Origin of the sequence: Streptomyces sp. NPDC086835 (genome assembly GCF_044745705.1) — a bacterium.
Taxonomy (GTDB): Bacteria; Actinomycetota; Actinomycetes; order Streptomycetales; family Streptomycetaceae; genus Streptomyces.
In genome coordinates this window covers 21,006-39,213 of record NZ_JBIVAU010000018.1, presented here as the reverse complement: position 1 = coordinate 39,213, position 18,208 = coordinate 21,006, and the positions used below count along the sequence as shown (strand labels likewise).

Here is an 18,208-nt window from a genome sequence, read left to right as displayed (position 1 = left end):
GCGTCACGCTGCCCTGCCTGCTCGAAGCGGAGCATGGCCGACGCCAGAGCCACTGCCTCGGGATAGACCACCAAGGGGACGACCCGCGCCGTGCGCTCACTCAGCCCCGCACGCCGGGCTTGCTGCATCCGGCGCGGTGTCTCGGGCATGCGGCTCCACCACGCCATCGTGACCTGGACAGCATCAGCGATGAGTTCCTCACCGGCTGAGCCGAAGCGCCGCTCGAGCCGCAGCCAGTCACGGTGAGCCTGCGCGCACTCCGGCAGCTGGACCAGGCGGATGAATTCGGGTTCGGCAGACCGGGAATCGTCCGTCCAACGCAGATGCCGCAGTCACACCTGCCAACTGTTCATCGACATCAGCTACACCGGCTCGCCGGTGCGGCGCGCGTACCCGCATAGGGCGCACCGGCGCAGGAGATGCCCCTCCTCCGGCTCCGGAGTCGGCCAGTGTTGTCCTGCCGTTGCTCTGCGCGAGCCAGCTGACGAACGATCCTGTCCGCCTCACCGGCGACCACGGGCAAGTCGGCAGCAGCGTCACTGTCACCCACATCGGGCTGCCCACCGGCTTCAGCGCGCATCAACTGCCAGAGAACCCCCGGGCCACCGCGATCGAGCGGTCCCTGATACTAGTCGTCATGGTCGTGGTGGGGGCACTCTCCCCAGACGCAGGCCCACAGCACTACTTCGACGTTTCCTTCTGAGAAGCTGCTGCGGGCAGCTCCTGGCGGGACCGCTCCGAGCTGAGACGGGATCTACTGCCCCGTGACCCCAGCCCGGTTCGGGGTACTGAGGCTTCGTACAGCGTCGCGAACGCGATCGTTCACTTCGTCGGCCCTGTCGATCACTTCGATGCACTGCCAGTACAGCTCTTCGGAGTCCGTTTCACAGGCGACGCCGACCAGCGCGATTCCTACCTCGCCCAGCAGGCCTGCCAACTCATTCAGGGACTTGCCAACATCGGAGACCTCGGTGAGTCGTGCTGCTCGCACCGGTTCGGTAGGTGGCTGTCCGTCGGTCGGCCGGTCGGCACGCATGAGCCTGCGGGCCGCGATCCTGAGGTCCTCTGGGCCGTGCGCAGCAAGGCGGTCCCCGATCGCGTGCGCCAGAGCCAGTGCCTCCAGGGCCTCTGCCATGGTTTCCAGCGGTGTACGGCACTGCGTCAAGGCATGACGACTGACGCGGATGAGCGACAGTGCATCAGCACCCTTGGGCCTGTGCGGCTCGTTCTGGGGACTGGCAGGAGAGGTGCCCTTTGTCTCCGCCGACTGCGGTGCGGCTGGGGTCGGCGGCTCTGAGGCCTGCAGCATGTACAGGACCAGCTCGTCGGGGATCTCGTCCCGCCACGGGTAGCCGCGCTCCGTGAGCAGGTCCACCAGCTCACGGGCTGCGGCGATGCCCGCTCGGCTGGGCCCGTGTTCTGCAATCAAGGCGCGCAGATGCACAAGACGGGCCACCGTGGTCGTGTCCTCGGCAGACGTGCGCCCCCGGATGCGACGGGCTACCCCGGAGCCGAGTGAGGACTGGCGCATCAGCTGCTGGAACCCTCTGTTCTCAGTCACGCCCTGCCCTCCTCTCCCTGAGGGCTTCTGCCTGCGCCTTCTTCCGCCATCGGTGCAACGCACCCTCGACGGCCCGCTCCGACACCGAACCGACGAGTTCCCTGATCTCGTCCTGGGTGTAACCGTCGAGCGTGAGGGCAACGATTGCGCGCGTCCGCAGGTCTTTGACCCCCTGCAGCTCGTCGAGTACGTGCTGCCGTCCCACCACTTCGTGTTCTACTCCGTCGGTGAGCTCTTCATCGAGGTACGGCAGGCGCTGCGCCTTGCGCTGACGGGCCTCGGCGTCACGGTGGGCACGGAATTCATTAGGAAAGTCGTACAAGGTGGCGCCCATGAAGTAGGTGGTGATGCCGGCTCCTCCCTCAACGGTCCAGCCACCCTGGACGAAGGCTCGCTCCCGGAAACGGGGCAGTGTCTTTGCGATGGTCATGGTCGCCAGCTCGCCGCGCAGGTCACTGTCGGTCCGCAGCCTTTCCAGGTCGAGTTCGTGAGGATTGAGGCCGAAGCCACGCTCGGAGACCAACGAGAAGATGTAGCCGGAGTACATCCAGGCCCGCAGCACGGACATTCCGTACCGGGCGAGGTCGTTGGCGAACATGTCGTACCGCGGCCCTTTGAAGCCGTTCCGGGCTAACAGCTGCAGGAGCTGCTGGTCGGCCATCCGACGGTCCAGAGTAGCCTGGAGCTCCCGGGCCTCCCGCCGTTCCTTCTTCGATCTCATGCCGGCGAAGCTCACGGACACCGGCACGTCCAGCGCGCACTCGTCGACGGACGGTACGGAAGGTTGTAGCTCCCGGGCGTGCGCGGCGGCGGACTCCCCGTCCGCCTGGTCGCCTCGCATGCCCTTCCCCCTTCCCTGTCCTCTGGGCCGTCGTCCGCCCGCCATGGATGCGTGGGGCCGACCCCGTCCCCGCTCGCTCAGCCCACTCGCAAGCTCCCGCGCTTCGCGACCGGCGACGACCCCTTGTAAGTGACTCCCCGCGAGGTACCCCACGGACTTTTCCAAGATTCTTTAGGAGGCTTGGGCGGCAAGAAAATCCGTGGGGCTATTGCACTTCAAGCACCTAAGAGCGGCATCAACAACCCTTACACCACCTAGGAGTTCGCGTGACCGCCGCTGTCCCCCCTCCCACCCGGCAGGGACCTGCCAACCCGGAACCGCCGCTGCTGACGGCACACGCTGCCATCGTCCTCCTCATGGCCGCCTTCTTCGGCGAGATCGCTGGATTCCTCACCTTTGTCGGCACTGCCAACATCGCTACCGCGGTCCTGGCCGGTCTGTCGGCCGCCGGGATCAGCGCGCCGGTGCTGAACAGAGCGATCGGCCGCTGACACGGCAGCGACCAACCGGGGAGCAATCGGTGGCGCATACGCCCGGGCCGGATTGGTGTTTGACGACCGCCCGATAGAGCGGAGTTGCTGCCCAAGCAGCCGTCCCTCCATGACTTCTCCGGCCTGGTCGCCGCGATCGGCGGGCACCGCATGAACACGCCGCAGATTGGTGCGGTCGTCGACAACGCCTGCGCGCGGCCGCCCTGATGCACACCGTCATCCGCCTTCGGCCGCTGCCTGCCCGCAACGCTCTGTTCGGCGCGGGCCTGGTCGTCGCCTACATGACGGCCGCCGGTGAAGGCCTCGACGCCCTACGGTGCGCTGGTCGATGGAGCCGCGGCTCCGCGCCCCGTTCCGCAAACTGCTGCGCGGCCTGTTACCGCTCGCCCTCGCCGCCACCCCGATCTTCACGCCCGCACCGGCCCTCGTCGCCGCTCCCGTCCTGTTGCCCGATGCCTTTGTCCGCCCTGCCGTCGCCGCCGAGAGCCGCACCGGCTACACCCGCACGACCTTCAAGCACTGGAACGCCGGCACCGACTCCACCGACGGCTGCAACACCCGCCAGGAAGTGCTCATCGCCGAGGCGATCGAGGCGCCGACGGTCGGCTCCGGCTGCTCGATCACCGGCGGGAAATGGCTGTCCTACTACGACGGCCAGACGGTCACCGCCGCGAGCGCGCTCGACATCGACCACATGGTCCCCCTCGCAGAGGCCTGGGACTCCGGGGCCTCCGCCTGGACCGCTGCCAAGCGCGAGGCGTACGCCAACGACCAGGGCGCCGCTACTTCCTTGGTCGCGGTCACGGCCCGGACGAACCGGTCCAAGGCCGACCAGGACCCGGCCGACTGGCTCCCGCCCGCGTCCGACCAGTACTGCCGCTACATCGGCGAGTGGATCGGCACCAAGCTCCGCTGGGGCCTGGCCGTCGACAAGGTCGAGCTCGATGCGCTCAAGATCTTCGCCGACGGCCCCTGCGAGGAAACCGTCATCGACCACCAGCCGGCCCAGTAGCGCTCCAGCACCACCAGGTCGTGCAGCGGCGGTGACCCGGGCCTCTCCAGGGCGTTGATCAACCGTGACGACGTACACGCTGGGGATCGAGGGCGGCCCGCTGGACGGCGGAGCGGCGACAGTGGATGCTGACGACGACGGCCGGCCGCCCTACTGGCAGTGCTGGAACGGCGCCGTGTACGTACGCGAGCCGTTCGGACTCGCCCCGCACGACCCTCACTGGCACTACTGCCACCGCGGCTCGAGCACCTAACGTGAGGCGGGATGTCCGAACTATCTGCGGAAGGCAGTGAGCCCCAGCGTCAGGAGCACCGCGAAGGGCGCGGGGCTCCTGTTCATTCCCCTCGCAACGTTCGTTCTCGCAGCCACCCTCGCCGCGGCGTTCACACGGAGCCTGCACCATTTGGGGCGGGTGTTCGTGATGTTCGGGCGGGGAAGCAGCGACGGTGGGGGCGGGCCGCTGTAGTTGCCTGGCTCTCATAGCCCCTGGCGGCATCCGCCCGTGTTCACGGCGCTTCGCCGGTGGCGCCGCCGCCGGGACGGACGCCCGCGAGCTTGTCCGCCATGCCCAGGAGGTGGGCCCAGCGATACCGGCTCGCTCCCGTGCCAGTAGCGCGATGGCTTGCCCGATGATCTGGGTCTGTGGGTCCTGCACCCTACGGTTGCCCAGGAAGACCCAGCCCGCGCCGCACGGGGTCGTGACCTGTGTACCGCTGCCCTCGGTCCTTGGTCGAAGCGGCCACTTGGGTACGTGTGTACCTGTGTACCGGTCCGTCCAGGTGACGTGCGCCGTGTCGGCGGGTCGGCGGTGCGAGGGGCAGTGGGACGGTGGCTGCGTTAACTCCAAGCGCCTCTTTGGGGTTGCTGAGCGAGAGCCCCCGTAGTGGCCGTCACGTTCCGCCGCGGGGGCTCTGGCTTGTCTGCGGTGCTTTCACCGGAGCTCTGCCGGTCTTCCGTCGCTCCGCATTGCGCCCGTGACTGCCGGAATGACCGATCGGTGCGGCTACCAGCCGGAGCAGGGCGGCGAGCACGCGCGCCGCGAACTCGAGCGCGAACGCAGCACCGAGGAGGCGGCCGGGCTGGCAGGCGGCCTCATGGTCCGCCTGCGCACGCGCCGCCGAACGCTAGGCCGCGCGTGCGGCATTGTGCTGCCAGCGGTTTCGCCGAGTGCACTCCTGAGAAACCGAGGGACCCCGTCCCGGTGCTGATGGCTCTCCCGCTCGCGGCCGGGAGTTGGACGTGGATGGTTTTGACCATGCCGGGGCTGCGTGTGAGGGCCAGGTGGCTGGTGAGGTGGCGGATCATGTGCCGGCCGAAACCGCCGCCGCTGCCGGCTACGCAAGCGCCCGACCCGGCGGCCAACTGCGCGCTGCGCGGACCGGACCCGTTCTGACCGGTGCGCTCGCCTGCGGCCTACGACCTGCCGTCCGTCACCCGCTATCGAGTTCTCGATGCAGAGCAGGCTCCACTCCAGCCTGCCACCCGGCCCCTTCACCGGCGTTCCGGCCAGCGGGTCGCCCGCGGCATCAAACGGCTGTGGCCGCGCCTGTCGGTGACCGCGCGAGGGTGACGGAGCTGGGACGCCTCCTGCTTCCGCGTGCGTGGTGAGGGACCCGATAGCGAGGCTGGGCCGTGGTCATGATCCGGCCCGTAGGGAAGTGATGAGCGGGGATGGGGCCAGGGCCCGGTTCCGTAATGCTTCGGCGATGGCTGTGAGAGAGCGGGGCCGGCCGCTGTCTGTCGGGCGGGTGGGCGTGACCTGTTGTTCGGCGTGCTTGTGCAGGAGCCGGGCACGGCCGTCTTCGACGGTCTGGTCCTCGGTGAGGACCTTGCTGAACGTCTTCATGACGGCGTCTGCGCCTGCGGGATGGGCGGTGTGGGGGTGCGGGGCCGACTGAAGGGTGCTGCTCTGTTCGGGGAGGGCGAAGAGTGCTGAGGGGCGCGGTTCCTGGCTGAGGGCGGGCTGAGGGTCTGCTGCTTTGCGGGCTTCCGCGCGGGCGTTGTCCAGGAGCAGGCGGAAGTGGGCGACGTCGCCGCCGAGGAGGCCTACGAACGTCTGCAGGATGTCGTGGTGCGGCAGGACGGTGGCTTCGAGGACGGAGGCGACGGCATTGGTGCTCAGCACCCAGCGGCTTGCGACCGCTATGTCGTGGGGTGCGGGACGTCCCGCGCGCAGGTGCAGGGTCTGCAGGGCGATGCGGAGCCGTTCGGCGGCGGTCATGGGGGCGTCGTCCGGCTCCGGGGCCACTTTGCGGCTCTTCTGGCTGAGCTTCTCGGACTCCCAGACGGTTCGCAGGACTTCGGGGTCGGCCCCGCACACCTGGGCGAACTTCCGTGTCAGCTCCCAGGTGGGCACCCGCTCGCCGGACAGGATCCGCGACAGGTAGGAGGAAGAGCACCCGATCCTGCCGCTCACCTCCTTGTTGGTGAGCTGGGAGGTGCGGATCAGCATGGAAAGGATCGGTGCGAGGCGGTTGTACGCCGCTCCCGATGGTTCGACGGGGGCGACCTGATCGGGTCCCTCACCGCGTTGACTGCCGGGATCACAGGCCCCGTCTGCTGCGCCGCCGCCGCCGCCGTCGTCGGCGGCGGCGGGGTCGTCCGGGGGGTTGGCTGTCGGCGGGACCGTGCTGCTGAAGGTGCCGGCGAGAGAGGTGAGTGTCGCTTCGGAGCGGTTGAAGCGGGTGAGCTGGCGCAGGATGTACCGCTCGGTGTAGCGGTGGCGTGCGGTGTCGTCGCTGATGCGCAGGATCGAGCTGATGGCGGCCCAGGTGACGCGCCGGTAGCGGGCCCGTCCGACGGCGGCCGCCGTCAGGCCGTCGAGCTGCTCGTGCAGCTGGGCGATTCGCCGCAGGGGTTCTTCTCCGTCAAGGGACGGCAGAAGCCGTGCGAAGTCGCGTGCGCTGTCCTGGATGTCCCTGGCGATCTCGATGAGGAGTTCGTCTCCGACGGAGGGGCCGTGTGCGGGCGTCCGGGGTACCGGGGCGGGCCGGGGCACGGGCCGCGGTTCTGCCGTGGGCGCCGACGGAGGGGGGTGCGGCGTGGTGGGCCGGGCTGTGGCGAAACCGTTCAGGCGGCGCCTGTGAGCGGCCTGGCGGCAGGGGTCGCCGCAGTACTTCCGTGGCCGTCCCTTGCCTGGTCCTCCGGTGAGAGGGGAGCCGCAGTTCTCGCATGTGTCGCTCAAGGTTCTTCCATCCCGTAACGAAAAGGGTTCAGAGGGGGTTGGGCGGCGTTGCTACAGCCGAATTTCCCCGGGTTTCGTCACACGCCGCGGGCTCGGGCGGTCTGGTCCCGGCTGTCGTCGGGCGCAGACCGCCCGGAGCGGGCGGTGGGGGATTGATGGTTTGTGCCCCCACCGCCCTGTGGGTGTCAGTGCCGGTGGCGGCGGAGACGGAAGATCTTGAACGCGGCGCCGGACAGCACAGCGCCAAGGGCGTAGACAGCCTCCGGGGAGACCGTCACTTGGACGGGCGGCCGGAAAATCAGCACGTACCCGATGAACAATGTGCCGATGAACGCGCCGATTACGCGCGTGCCAAACCGGTTCACGTAACGAAAGTTTTCGTTACGGCCGTTACGCTCACTCACAGCGAAGTGGCCAGATGGCTGTTTGGCACGGCGGCGCCGGCGGGTAGATCGCCCCATGGGGCACTCACTCCTTCGTGTGTTGCCGTACGCGTGCGGGACTTCGGACAGAGTTTGGTAGACGCAGTGCGAGGTCCCGCACGCACCTGAGGGTGACGCTACCGACACACAGTGCGAGAGGCGAGTCACCCATTTGCCGCACTAGGGGTCATATCTCGGGTAACCCCAGGACGGATGACTTTCGTTTCGATCACAACGGAAAACTTCCTAACTTCCGTAGCTCCGCGTGTCAGCCACGGCCTGTTCTCGCCGGTGAAACTTTTCTGTCATTTCTCGCCAGAGGGCGGCGAGAATGATCCCAGGAGCTAACGAAGTTGACACAGATCGAAGCTCTAGAGTCAGAAATGGCGGCCACATAGTCATTTGGCGCGAGGTAACACACGCCGCAGCGTGAAATTGCAGGTCACATGTGCGCACACGGCATCGCCGCCCAGCCGGGCCCGGCGAGCTGCACAACCGACCGCCCGCCTCGCCGTCCGCCCACCCGCCGACCTCCTCACCGCCCAGGAGCCCACCCCGGCGACCAAGGCGTGACCTTGTCCACCGATCTGTCGCGGTGGCCCCGCGCGCGCCCTGAGCACGACTCGCGCACGGCGGAACCCCGCGCACAAGGAGCTGGCGTCGCGTGCCGCTCCGCGCCGATCCGTCCCACCGCCACCCTCACCTGCAAGAGCCTCGAACGCCGCCTTCCACCGATCGGCCGCCGCTCTGTGGCTCGCAACCTCCCTGTGAGCCGAGCTCGCCTCCTGTTCGGCGCGGCCCTGGTGACTGCCTGCCGGGTTCGGCCGTAGGGCTGTTGCAGGTGGGTGATGATGGGCCGGTGAGTACCGCCACCGTCGATGCCGTTGTGTCCCATGAGCCCGTTCGGTCTTTGTTTCCCGATCAGGTCCAGGGGCGGGACAGTGCGGTGCGGCATCTGCGACGCGTGGGTTCCCGAGGGCTGTATGTGTCGGCAACGGGGACGGGCAAGACGCTGGTCGCGATCCGTGTCGGGCTCGCGCTCGGCGCACGGTTGACGCTGGTGGTCGTGCCGACGCTGGACCTGGCGGCCCAGACCGCGCTGGCGTGGCGAGCGGACGGCTACACCCGTCACATGATCATCGTCTCGTCGATGGACACCGCCGGCCACGACCAGCTTGCGGCCGCGCAGGTCGGCTCAACCAGCAGCCCCGCCGCCCTCGCCGCCCTGCTGTCGGTAGTGGGGGAGGGGCCGGGTCAGATCCCGTTCTTGACCGTGGTGTGCACCTACGACTCCCTGGACAAGATTCGCGATGCCCAGCACACCGGCCGTCAAGTCCCGGCGTTCGACCTGGCGGTGATGGACGAGGCGCACCGGATCGCCGGCCGGGCGGACAAGAAATGGGCGATCGTCAACGACGCCGCGGCCATCCGCGCGGACCGTCGCCTCTACATGACCGCCACCCCGCGCAACTTCGCCGCCCCCGAAATCTCGGAGTCCGCCAGCCTGGTCCGCCCGCGCGGCTACCGCACCGCCGGCGAGACGGCCGAGGGGTCCGCCAACTCGATGGACAATGAGGCCGTCTACGGCAAGCTCGTCCACGATTACCCTCTCGCGACAGCGATCGCCGACGGCCGGGCGGCGGACTACCGGATCGTGGTCCCCACGGTCAGCGACGCCGACCTGCGCGCCCTGCTCAACCTCACCGCCCCCGGCACCACCCCCCACGACGACAGCGGCGGCGACAGCGGCGGGGTGGGGAAGGGAGCGTTGCGCGCGACCGCGCTGCACCTGGCCGTCCTCAAGGCCATGGCCCAGCACGGCTTGAAGCGGGTGTTGGTGTACTTCCACCTGGTCGAGGACGCCACGCGCTTCACCCGCGAACTCGGCCACACCGTGCGCCTGCTCCAACGCACCGCCCCCCACCTGTGCCCGGACACCAACCCGCAGCTGTTCTTCGTCCACGGCGAGCACACCCCCGCCGAACGCGCTGACGCCTTCACGGGGTTCGCCGCGGCCCGCTGCGCGATCCTGACGAACGCCAAGGTGATCGCCGAGGGCGTCGACATCCCCAGCGTCGACGCGGTCGTCTTCGCCGACCCCACCCGCAGCATCGTCCGCTGCGTCCAGGCCCTGGGCCGCGCCCTGCGCCTCGACGTCTCCGGCAAGACCGCCTCCCTGCTCGTCCCCGTCTACCTCCCGCCCGGCGCCGACCCCGAGAACATCCTCGGAACCGCCTACGAGCCCGTCTGGGCCATCACCACCGCCCTGGCCAGCCACGACCACCGCATCTTGGAACGCCTGCCGAGCAAGGCCAACCGCCTGCCCCGGGAGACCAGCGCGCTGGTGATGAAACGCTGGCACTTCGACTTCACCCTCCACCCCGAACGCATCGCCCGCGCCATGGACCTGATCGCGTTCAACCCCCGCGGCCCCCTCTCACGCACCCGCCGCGACGGCCTCGCCTCCGCCCAGGCGTTCCACGACACCTACGGACACCTCGACGTCCCCGCCCACCACGTCGATCCCGTCGGCTTCGAACTGGGCCGCTTCATCACTTCGATGCGCGACGCGCACACCGCCGGCCGCCTCGAGCCGGAGTGGACCGCCGAACTCGACACGCTCGGCATGATCTGGGACAAACACCAGGCCGCCTGGCGCGCCCGCCTCAGCACCGTGGCCGACTACCACCAGGTGCACGGCCACCTTGCCGCACCCGCCACCACCCCCGTCGGCGCATGGCTCGCCGAGCAGCGCTCTCTCGCCGCCCACCACCGCCTCGACGAAGCCCGGGCCGCCGACCTAGAGAACATCGACCCCTGCTGGCGCCTGCCCTACGGCCCGGACTGGCACCGCAAATACCACCTCCTGCGCCGTCACCTTCAGACCGGCCGCCGCCTCACCCACGACACAAGCGTCGGCAGCGTCAACCTCGGCAGCTGGACCACCCGCCAGCTCACCCGCTGGACCACCCTCGAGGCTGGCCAACGCACGCTTCTCGAAGCCCTCGACCTCACCCCTGCCACCACCGACCTCACCCCCTGCCCCACAGCCCGGCGCACCTTCGCGCAGACCGTCCAGCTCCTCGAACTCTTCCTGCACCGCGAACGCCGCGCGCCCACGGCCCGCGAGACGATCACCGTCGACGGCGACACCGTCAAGATCGGCCCCTGGTTCGCCAAGATGCGCACCAAGCACCGCGCCGGCCGGCTCGACGCCGAGCACGAGCGCCTCGTCGCCGCCCTCTTCGACGGCGACTGGACCGCCGAGGACCCCGTCCCCGCCTTCGCCTGACCGGCCGCGATGCCGGATTACGTAAAAGCAAGTCCTGGCTGAGTGGCGTTCGCAGGGTGTCCTGTTCTTGAACGGGACAGCGCTACGACGGCTGGACGGAGACGGTGTCGTTCAGCTCTGCCACGGCCGGGCTCTTGGCAAGGAATCCTCGCTCTCCGTGTGCTGATGAAGCCGGCTCTTGAGTGCCCGGTCGCCACCGTCAGTTGTAGATGGAGGCGAGGCGGCTCGGGGCCGGCACCGGCTGCGCCCGTGACACCGCAGGGCTTCCGGGACCCGCCCAGCCGTGCACTAGCGCTGCCTGTAGCCGAACCGAGTCGCCCATGCCTCTGGAGAGCACCTGGTTCAGCTGATGGGAGAGGACCCCCCAGGGCTGTGCTCACGGTAGGTGGTGCGTGTTCGTCTCCGATCGAGTGGTGCCGTCCTCCCCATCGAGGGGGAACTGGTGGCCGTGCAGCCGGTAGACCATCTCATCCGGCGCTGTGAGCATGCGTGCCTGGCGCCAAGCCGCGTCGAACGACAGACCGCTGCCCGCCTTCTGCTGCAGGTGACGCGCACGGCAGCAGGTGAGAGGGCTGAGCAGGAGCCGCCACAGAGTCAGTCTCACGCCGCTGGCCCTTCCACATCGCCCTTCACGGGGACAGTCCGTTCCTCGCAGATGGAGAACGATCTGGTGGGGCTTCGCCGTTCAGCCTCCTGAGCGCATCGTGAAGCGCGAGCATGGCCCGGTTCTGCAGCTCGATATCGTTGAAGCCCTGGCCGACCATCTCCCACTGCTCGAGCACTGGCTGCCACCACTGGCCGGACGCGGCGATCGACCGGGCCAGACGCTGCCAGTCCGCCACCTGCCGGGGATCAAGAAATCCGGCTTGCTGTTCGATCCGGTCAAGGACGAACAGATCAGGATGCTCGTACAGGTGGGTTCGCAGGAACCGCAGGCGTCGCACTCGTGCTTCGTCCGCCCGCTGCTGCGCCATGTGCTCACGCGCGGCTGCTGACAGTGCCAGGTCCACATGAGCGGCCAGGCACCGGTACCCAGCGGCGCGTGTGTGGTGCGGGGTGCCGAGCTCCGCGTTGATGGTGTCCTGAGCGGTGCGCACCTCGACAGCCTCGAATCGCTGCGCGACCTCGCCGGCGCGCGACACGGTCTGGCTGAGTACGAGATCTTCAAGGTTGAGCCGTGTCCGCAGAGCGGGGCGCCATTCGATTGTGAACGTGGCCTCGAAATAGACGCCAGGGGTTGTGCAGCGCAGCATCCGTGGCTGGGTGCAGCGGATGGTGCGGGCCGGACGCTGCCAGGGCCACCTCATTCCGAAGTCCTGTCGAGGGGGAATACCGACTGCACACGTTTGTCGATGAGGCGGTCCCAGAAGTCCTCCGCCGCGTTCGTGCCCTCTTCGAGGGGGACGTCGGCCAGTGCCTGCATCAGGGCCATGGATGCCTTGAACATCTTCTGGCCACGCAGTGCCGGGATCAGCCGGTCGCGGATTCGGGTGTAGGTGTCAGGGTCGGCGGCCGCCACCTTGATCCAGCCGGTGAGGCGGTCGATGGCGTCCGGAGCCGTGGCGATGTCTCCGAGCAGGGTCTGCAGGGCGCGCTCGACGTTCACCTCGGACGGAGCTTCGTCCGACAGCAGCCATGGGGTGGTGCCGCCCGGTACCGACATCAGAGCCAGGAATGCCGTGGGACCTGCTCTGCCTGATCGATCGGACTGTTGCCAGGCGTGTACTTCGGTAACCAGCCGGGCCACACCTTCGGGCCGCTGTGCCAGTTTCTCGAAGGCATCGAGGACCTCTGTGCGGGTTGATTCGTCACGAGTGGTGTTGGCGACACGACGCAGCCGGACCATGGCCATCCTGGCCTGGGAGGCGGTGACGCCCGCAGTGTTCAGGATGCGTCGGCAGGTGGCCACCACGGTGGCTGCGTGCTCCTGAGCTGATGCCCAGCTGTACAGAGTGCCCCAGGCGTGTCGGCCGGCGTGCTCGTCCTGCACGGCCTGCACCATCACTGCGCTGAGCAGTTCTTTTTTGGCGGTGCGGGCGAGAGAGCCGAGCTGGTTGAAGTGATGTGCACTTCCGTGCCGCAAGGTCAGAGCGGCGACAGCGTCCACGACGCGCTCGGTCGCCTCGACGCTGTCGTCCCCGGACACCAGCCATTTCAGCAAGGGCTCGCGCATGACTTCGTAGTTGTCCCAGACGTACGTCAGGACGGCTCTGCCGTAGCCGGGCTGGTCGAACACGACCGCGTCGTGGTTGTCGACCTCCGCGCCGGCATCGACGATGCGGCGGCGTAATCCGCGGCCCGCGAACACCGCACCCGCTGTTGAGGCGAAGCCGTTCTTGCCTGCGTGGTCGGCGCTGATGATGTTCTGCAGGCTTCGTGCGGCTTTGGCCACCTCGGGCATGGGGGCCGACTGACGCACGGCGAGCGCCAGCAGGAGACAGCGGTCCTCCAACGGAAGGGAGGTGTCCTTGCCGTTGTGCGCGAGGGCCGTTTCTCCGAACAGGACGTCAAGCTTGTCCCGCCAGTCGGACAGAGCGGCAGTGATCCGTGCCGCGAGTTCGACGTCGACCGCCGTCCACGACGGGCCTTCCACAGGCAACGAGGAACCGGTCCGCCGTACGTGTTCCTGCCACGCCAGCACCATGGAGTCGGCCGCGCGGACCGCCTCGACGGCATCCAGACCGCTCAGCGAAATTTTGGTCCTATCGATGGCGTGAAGGTAGGGAACCAGACCGGCAGCGTCACGGGCCCGCAGACGGGCTTCCACGACATCCTGCGCCGGCGGCGGCTCGAGGAGGTGGACGACGTGGAAGCGGGCCCGGGCCGGTGCGTAGTGGTCGTTCCAGAGGTCCTTGGCGACGGTCAGGACGAGGTAGGAGCCGCGGCTTTCCAGAAGTTCGGCATGCTGCTCGAGCCCTCTGAGGAAGTCAGACGAGACCCGGTCGGTGTCGGGGTCCTTCAGGTCGAGCTGGTAGGCGTGATGCTCCTCGACCGGAAGCCGGCCTACCTTGGGGGCGCTCCAGTCCGCATCCAGTTTCACGATGTCGGTGCGGTCGTCCGTGTGCTGGGCGAGAAGATGCAGGGCCAGAGTGGTTGACCCGAACGAGCGCGGAGCCACGATGATCAGCACGCGCTGCCGCAGGTGTACTCCGTCCGGATCCAGTGCCTGCTGCCACGCCTCGGCCCATTGGCCTTTGCGGACCATCCGGTCCTGCACGATCTGGTGACGTGAAAGGGGCGATCCTTCGAGGATGTCCCGCTTCCTGATCTCAAGAGTGAGGCTCTGGATGGTGCCGGCGACCAGGTCCGGGTTGTGCACTGTGATCGGCGGCGGAGCAGCACCCGGCACAGGGGGCAGGACAAACGCCGTAGGGCTCGCCTGCCCGCCGATTGTGGCAGCCGCTTCTCTGGTGAGGGGTGCGGGCGGGCCTGACGGCCACGATGTGCCGATGCCCTGTCCCGTCTCATGCGCAGAGGGAAACGCTTGGGCAGGGCGAGGCGGAGGAAGGGGATGGTCATCAGACATGCGCGTTCTGGTTCCTTTCCACACAGCGCAGGGGTACGTGGTTAGAAGCGGGAGGTCAGATTCGGCGCCGGTCGACGCGCATCTTCTTGACCTCACCGATGACGGTGGTGTCGGTCATATCGCCGTTGAAGTGGAAGACCGCGGGCGAGTTCCCGGGGGCCGGTGACGGCGTGGCCGCAGGTGGCGTTCCGACCCCACCACCGGGTGCCTCCGGGCTGATGAACGGGGCGAGGCCTTGCGGTGTCATCCGCGGGGTGTACAGCCAGCACGGCTCCTCGAACGCCTTGCCCTCCACCCGCGCCGTTGCCTGGAGAAAGTGCTCTTCGTCGAGGTCGGGCGTGCGTCCCGCGCGAACAGTGCGGCGGAATGCAGGCTCCGACACGACGGCAGCCAGAAGACCGCCCCGGTGTTCGCGAGCCGCAGTGAGGGCTGTGCGCACGACCTGACTGTCGAGAAGCCTGCACACCTCATTGATGGCGTCACCACGGTGGTCGGGCAGGGACAACGGGCCGACATGCACGGCGGCACGCAACCTGATCGACGGAGCGCTGGCGAGGCGTTCGCGGTCGTAGCGGACGAGAGCTGCGTGCAGGTGCTCCAGCAGCGGATCGATCAGCCGCGCGATGTCCTTGGCCGGCAATACGAAGATGGCGCCATCACCGGTGTCCTTGTACGCGCCGGGCCGATCGCGCGGGTCGTGCAGCCCGCTGTGGGCCAACACGTTGGTGAGAACGTCGTCCAGATCCGAACGAACCGGAGCCATCCTGGCCTCCGGGATCTGACTGTAGCCCTGCATGTCGACAGCAAGGAGCGCCTGCTCCGGGGGGACATCGAGCGAAGAGGGCAGGGGAGAGGGCATGGTGCCACCAGCCTTTCGGTCACGACGGAACTGGGTGCACCATGCTCATCGGCCTGAGCGCGCGGTGGTGCCCACTACTGGGCACCACCCGGGTGTGACCGGTCACTTCGTGCTGCGAGCGTGGGCCTCGATCGACGTGATGTCGTGAATCAGCAGCCCTCCGCCCGCATCGGTCTCCAGCCATCCGTGCTCTCGCCACGGCTTGATCGCCGCGCCGACAGCGTTGCGGGAAGCGCCGATCATCTGGGAGAGCTCCGTCTGCGTCAGGCGAACACTGATCCCCAGGCGGTGCGTCGATGCCGCACGAACGAGCCGGCTCAGCGCACCTGCGAGGCGTACGGGGACAGGAGCGGTGGCGAGCTCGAGCCTGACGGTCTCCGATTCCCTGACCCGCGCGATCGCATGCCGAAGCAACGAGGTGAGCAGGCCGTTCCCCTCGACGAAGGCGAGGAAGTCGGAAGCCGGAATGAGGTGAACGCGGCAGGCCTCTGCGGCGATCACAGAAGCCGAACGCGGTTTCGCGTCCAGGACGGCCAACTCCCCGAGCAGTTCCCCGGGACCGCGTACAGAGAGCAGTGCCCGCTCTCCGTTGGGGCCCGTCAGTGTCACGAGGGTTGACCCCGACGACAGCAGGATCACGTGGGTGCCGGGGTCCCCCTGCCGCAGTAGAAGGCTGCGTGCCGGGCGGACCCGCACGGGAGCAAGGTCACGCAGCTTCGACCACAACTGCTCGCCGATCACTGCGATGTGCGGCTGATACATATCCCCCCAAACATTCGGACCAGGTCACATGGGGTGATGGTTTCAGGACATGAGAAAGGCGAGCAACAGGCCCAATCCGGCCACACCGAGCGCGGCCACGGTCAGATCGACCGACCCCCTGATCGCCCTGAATTTCCTGCGCGCAAGGGCAGTCAGCAAGGCAAGTCTCTCGGCCTCACACGGCAGTCCCTCCGCGGAGCTCACCCTGCAGAGCACGAAGGCAGTCGGCGCATGTACGCATCCGCCTCCCTGGCGGAGAAACGACCCCTGCCACACGAGCCTGTCATCCTTCGGGAAAACGGGACGCAAAGCCCTCAGCGCCGAGACCAGAGCCGCCCCAAGCAGTGCTCCCACCAGCGCCAGAGCTGCCCCGAGCATCCAGGAGGAGCCGACCGGTGTTGACAGAGCCGTCCCCGCGGCAACCGCGAGCAGACCACCGGTCACCCCGCACAAGGCCGTCGCCTTTGTATCTGCACGTTGCACTTCGACAAACATGGCGTCGGCCATGCCCTGCAGCGCAACAGCCCTCACCGCACCAGACGCCGAGAGGCCCTGTGGCCAGGATCCTTCCACCGTACGCTCCTGTTCGTCGTCCGACCGTGAACCTCCACTCTGGACGACGCCACCGCTCTGCAGTTGCCCACCGGATGGCACCGAACACGATTGCTTGATCACAGCCGGGTGCAGCCGTCCATCTGGGGGACCTCACCTGCTGACGATCACCAACCTCCTGCCCATCCCGGGTGAACCCCGTTAGCAGGGGAACAGACTTACCGCTATAAGAGCTCTGAGCGCACCGTGAGCGAGGTCCTCGACGAGACGACCGACCTGCACGAGCGCGAAACCGCGACCGTGCTCGCCGCCACACATGCTTTCGCGATCGTGGCCGCCAGCTCCGGCCACCGCCGCACCGCCACCGCCTTCCGCTGACACCACCTGGCTCGACACATCCTGGCAGGACGCCCGCGCCCGGATGCCCCAGTTCCGAGGGCGCAGAAGCCGACCTACAGGGTCGGCTTTTGGTGCCGCGTGAGGAGTTCGGTGAAGAAGTTCTCCAGGAGATGTTCCCCGTTCGGTTCGGTGAGTTCCCAGCCGCCGAAGCGGTAGATCTCGTATCCGGCGAGTCTGAGCCGGCGGTCTTCGGCGACCATCTCCGAGTACAGCCGCGGCACGGCGGTCCAGGTGACCCGGCCCTTCTCGTCGGGCGGGTTCGGCCGGCCGTAGTGCTGCACCCCGTCGACCTCGAGGACGATGCGGGAGCGGTCCGGCGCCAGGAGCAGGAAGTCCATCCGCTGCCGGTGAAGCGCCCCCGACTGCTTGCCGCTCTGGCGCGTGTAGGGGTCGTAGTGGAGGTAGACCTGCGGTATCAGCGCGGGCAGCTCGAAGCCGCCTTTCTCGGCGTAGCGGGCGCAGTAGGTGCGCATCACCAACTGCTCCGGCACAGAGTCCAGCGACCGGTACAGACGCCGGTACAAGGTGCTGGCGGCGGTCCTCTCGTCGGCGTCGGCCTCGTGGTTCTTCGTCCACCAGGCGACCATCTGGCGCCAGGTGAGCCCGTGCGGCGGCAGCGGATCGGTGAACACCAGGCAGGTGTCCGCGTGGCGGACAATCTCGACGTCGTTGTTCACCGCGTCGCGCAGCACGATCTGCGGCTTCGCCCCGTCGGCGGCGAAGATCAGGTTCTTGAAGCTGCCCGAGGGCCCTTTGGTGAACCTGCGCTCGTACTCCAGCTCCTGCAGGTCCTCCAGCGCGTCCCTCGTGGGGCCGAGGATCTGCTCGATGCAGTCCCGGCGGGCCTTCCAGCTGCCGCTCATGCCGTTGTCGCGCCAATACGTACCGAACCCCCGCGGCCCGTCGAACGTCCTAAACGGCCAGCTGGCGGGCTCCAGGGCGAGGCGCTCCAGGACGGCGCGGTGGGCCTTCATGACGACGGGCACGTTCTCGTCGTCAAGGTGCCTTCCCTGACCGTTTGTTCCATGCGCTACGAAGTCGTCGTACAGCAGCCGGGTCAGCGCGATCGCCACGTCCAGGTCAGTGCGTCCGGCCGGAGGGCCGAACCGCAGCGACTCGACCAGCCCGACATCGAGCACCCACGGCCCGCTCCATCCGTCCCCGCTGCTGAAGAACGCCTCAACGTCCACGCACCCCACCCCCTGCGATCCGTAGAGCATCCTCGGCCCTACAACAGCGAGCTCACCAGATGCCGCTGACAAGCCTCCCCTCCGGAGGCGGTGCGCCGACCAGCCCGCACCCTTGCG

General features: G+C 68.1%; 17 protein-coding genes. 6 read left to right on the top strand and 11 right to left on the bottom strand.

The features are described from left to right. Positions 1–754: 754 nt before the first annotated feature. Both ACIPJI_RS34855 and ACIPJI_RS34850 read right to left on the bottom strand, forming a co-directional pair. Complete coding sequence (locus tag ACIPJI_RS34855) at positions 755–1,561, bottom strand: DUF6099 family protein (RefSeq protein WP_402250921.1); 807 nt, start codon at positions 1,559–1,561, stop codon at positions 755–757. Further along, positions 1,554–2,402: a hypothetical protein gene (locus ACIPJI_RS34850; protein ID WP_402250919.1), complete on the bottom strand. Its 849-nt coding sequence runs from the start codon at positions 2,400–2,402 to the stop codon at positions 1,554–1,556. The genes ACIPJI_RS34855 and ACIPJI_RS34850 overlap by 8 nt, the downstream gene beginning before the upstream one ends. Before the next feature lie 356 nt (positions 2,403–2,758). Here ACIPJI_RS34850 and ACIPJI_RS34845 point away from each other — a divergent pair, with 356 nt between their 5' ends. The 4 genes from ACIPJI_RS34845 to ACIPJI_RS34830 all read left to right on the top strand — a co-directional run bounded on the left by ACIPJI_RS34845 (position 2,759) and on the right by ACIPJI_RS34830 (position 4,158). Then, a complete protein-coding gene (locus tag ACIPJI_RS34845) occupies positions 2,759–2,893 on the top strand; it encodes a hypothetical protein (protein ID WP_402250917.1) in 135 nt (44 codons plus the stop codon). Between the two features lie 84 nt (positions 2,894–2,977). Next, positions 2,978–3,100 (top strand): hypothetical protein, encoded by a 123-nt coding sequence (locus tag ACIPJI_RS34840; RefSeq protein ID WP_402250916.1) that lies wholly within the window; start codon positions 2,978–2,980, stop codon positions 3,098–3,100. A gap of 121 nt (positions 3,101–3,221) precedes the next feature. Beyond that, a complete protein-coding gene (locus ACIPJI_RS34835; RefSeq protein ID WP_402250914.1) occupies positions 3,222–3,905 on the top strand; it encodes an HNH endonuclease family protein in 684 nt (227 codons plus the stop codon). A gap of 64 nt (positions 3,906–3,969) precedes the next feature. Continuing rightward, positions 3,970–4,158 (top strand): hypothetical protein, encoded by a 189-nt coding sequence (locus ACIPJI_RS34830; protein WP_402250913.1) that lies wholly within the window; start codon positions 3,970–3,972, stop codon positions 4,156–4,158. A 1,383-nt stretch (positions 4,159–5,541) separates the two neighbouring features. On the opposite strand, the gene ACIPJI_RS34825 is transcribed toward ACIPJI_RS34830, so the two are convergent. Together ACIPJI_RS34825 and ACIPJI_RS34820 are read right to left on the bottom strand one after the other, a co-directional pair. Next, a complete protein-coding gene (locus ACIPJI_RS34825; protein WP_402250910.1) occupies positions 5,542–6,903 on the bottom strand; it encodes a helix-turn-helix domain-containing protein in 1,362 nt (453 codons plus the stop codon). 371 nt (positions 6,904–7,274) lie between these two features. Further along, on the bottom strand, positions 7,275–7,493 hold the full coding sequence (locus tag ACIPJI_RS34820; RefSeq protein WP_402250908.1) for a hypothetical protein: 219 nt from the start codon (positions 7,491–7,493) through the stop codon (positions 7,275–7,277). Positions 7,494–8,352: 859 nt separating this feature from the next. On the opposite strand from ACIPJI_RS34820, the gene ACIPJI_RS34815 reads away from it, so the two are divergent. Beyond that, entirely contained in the window at positions 8,353–10,803 is a 2,451-nt protein-coding gene (locus tag ACIPJI_RS34815) for a Helicase associated domain protein (RefSeq protein ID WP_402250906.1), read from the top strand. 376 nt (positions 10,804–11,179) lie between these two features. On the opposite strand, the gene ACIPJI_RS34810 is transcribed toward ACIPJI_RS34815, so the two are convergent. The 6 genes from ACIPJI_RS34810 to ACIPJI_RS34785 all read right to left on the bottom strand — a co-directional run bounded on the left by ACIPJI_RS34810 (position 11,180) and on the right by ACIPJI_RS34785 (position 16,457). Beyond that, positions 11,180–11,407 carry a hypothetical protein gene (locus ACIPJI_RS34810; protein WP_402250904.1) on the bottom strand — a complete coding sequence of 76 codons (228 nt, stop codon included), beginning with the start codon at positions 11,405–11,407 and terminating at the stop codon, positions 11,180–11,182. Positions 11,408–11,432: 25 nt separating this feature from the next. Beyond that, positions 11,433–12,056, bottom strand: coding sequence for a hypothetical protein (locus tag ACIPJI_RS34805; protein WP_402250902.1), 624 nt, complete (start codon positions 12,054–12,056; stop codon positions 11,433–11,435). 50 nt (positions 12,057–12,106) lie between these two features. Then, on the bottom strand, positions 12,107–14,353 hold the full coding sequence (locus ACIPJI_RS34800) for a hypothetical protein (RefSeq protein WP_402250900.1): 2,247 nt from the start codon (positions 14,351–14,353) through the stop codon (positions 12,107–12,109). A gap of 31 nt (positions 14,354–14,384) precedes the next feature. Beyond that, positions 14,385–15,188, bottom strand: a complete 804-nt coding sequence (locus tag ACIPJI_RS34795) for a hypothetical protein (RefSeq protein WP_402250898.1) — start codon at positions 15,186–15,188, stop codon at positions 14,385–14,387. A gap of 102 nt (positions 15,189–15,290) precedes the next feature. Next, on the bottom strand, positions 15,291–15,929 hold the full coding sequence (locus tag ACIPJI_RS34790; RefSeq protein ID WP_402250896.1) for a Crp/Fnr family transcriptional regulator: 639 nt from the start codon (positions 15,927–15,929) through the stop codon (positions 15,291–15,293). A gap of 63 nt (positions 15,930–15,992) precedes the next feature. After that, the gene (locus ACIPJI_RS34785; protein ID WP_402250895.1) at positions 15,993–16,457 is read right to left on the bottom strand and encodes a hypothetical protein; all 465 of its coding nucleotides are present in this window, start codon (positions 16,455–16,457) and stop codon (positions 15,993–15,995) included. A 291-nt stretch (positions 16,458–16,748) separates the two neighbouring features. On the opposite strand from ACIPJI_RS34785, the gene ACIPJI_RS34780 reads away from it, so the two are divergent. Next, the gene (locus ACIPJI_RS34780; protein ID WP_402250894.1) at positions 16,749–16,880 is read left to right on the top strand and encodes a hypothetical protein; all 132 of its coding nucleotides are present in this window, start codon (positions 16,749–16,751) and stop codon (positions 16,878–16,880) included. A 74-nt stretch (positions 16,881–16,954) separates the two neighbouring features. Here ACIPJI_RS34780 and ACIPJI_RS34775 read toward each other — a convergent pair whose 3' ends face one another. After that, positions 16,955–18,091, bottom strand: a complete 1,137-nt coding sequence (locus ACIPJI_RS34775) for a hypothetical protein (protein WP_402250892.1) — start codon at positions 18,089–18,091, stop codon at positions 16,955–16,957. Between the last annotated feature and the right edge of the window lie 117 nt (positions 18,092–18,208).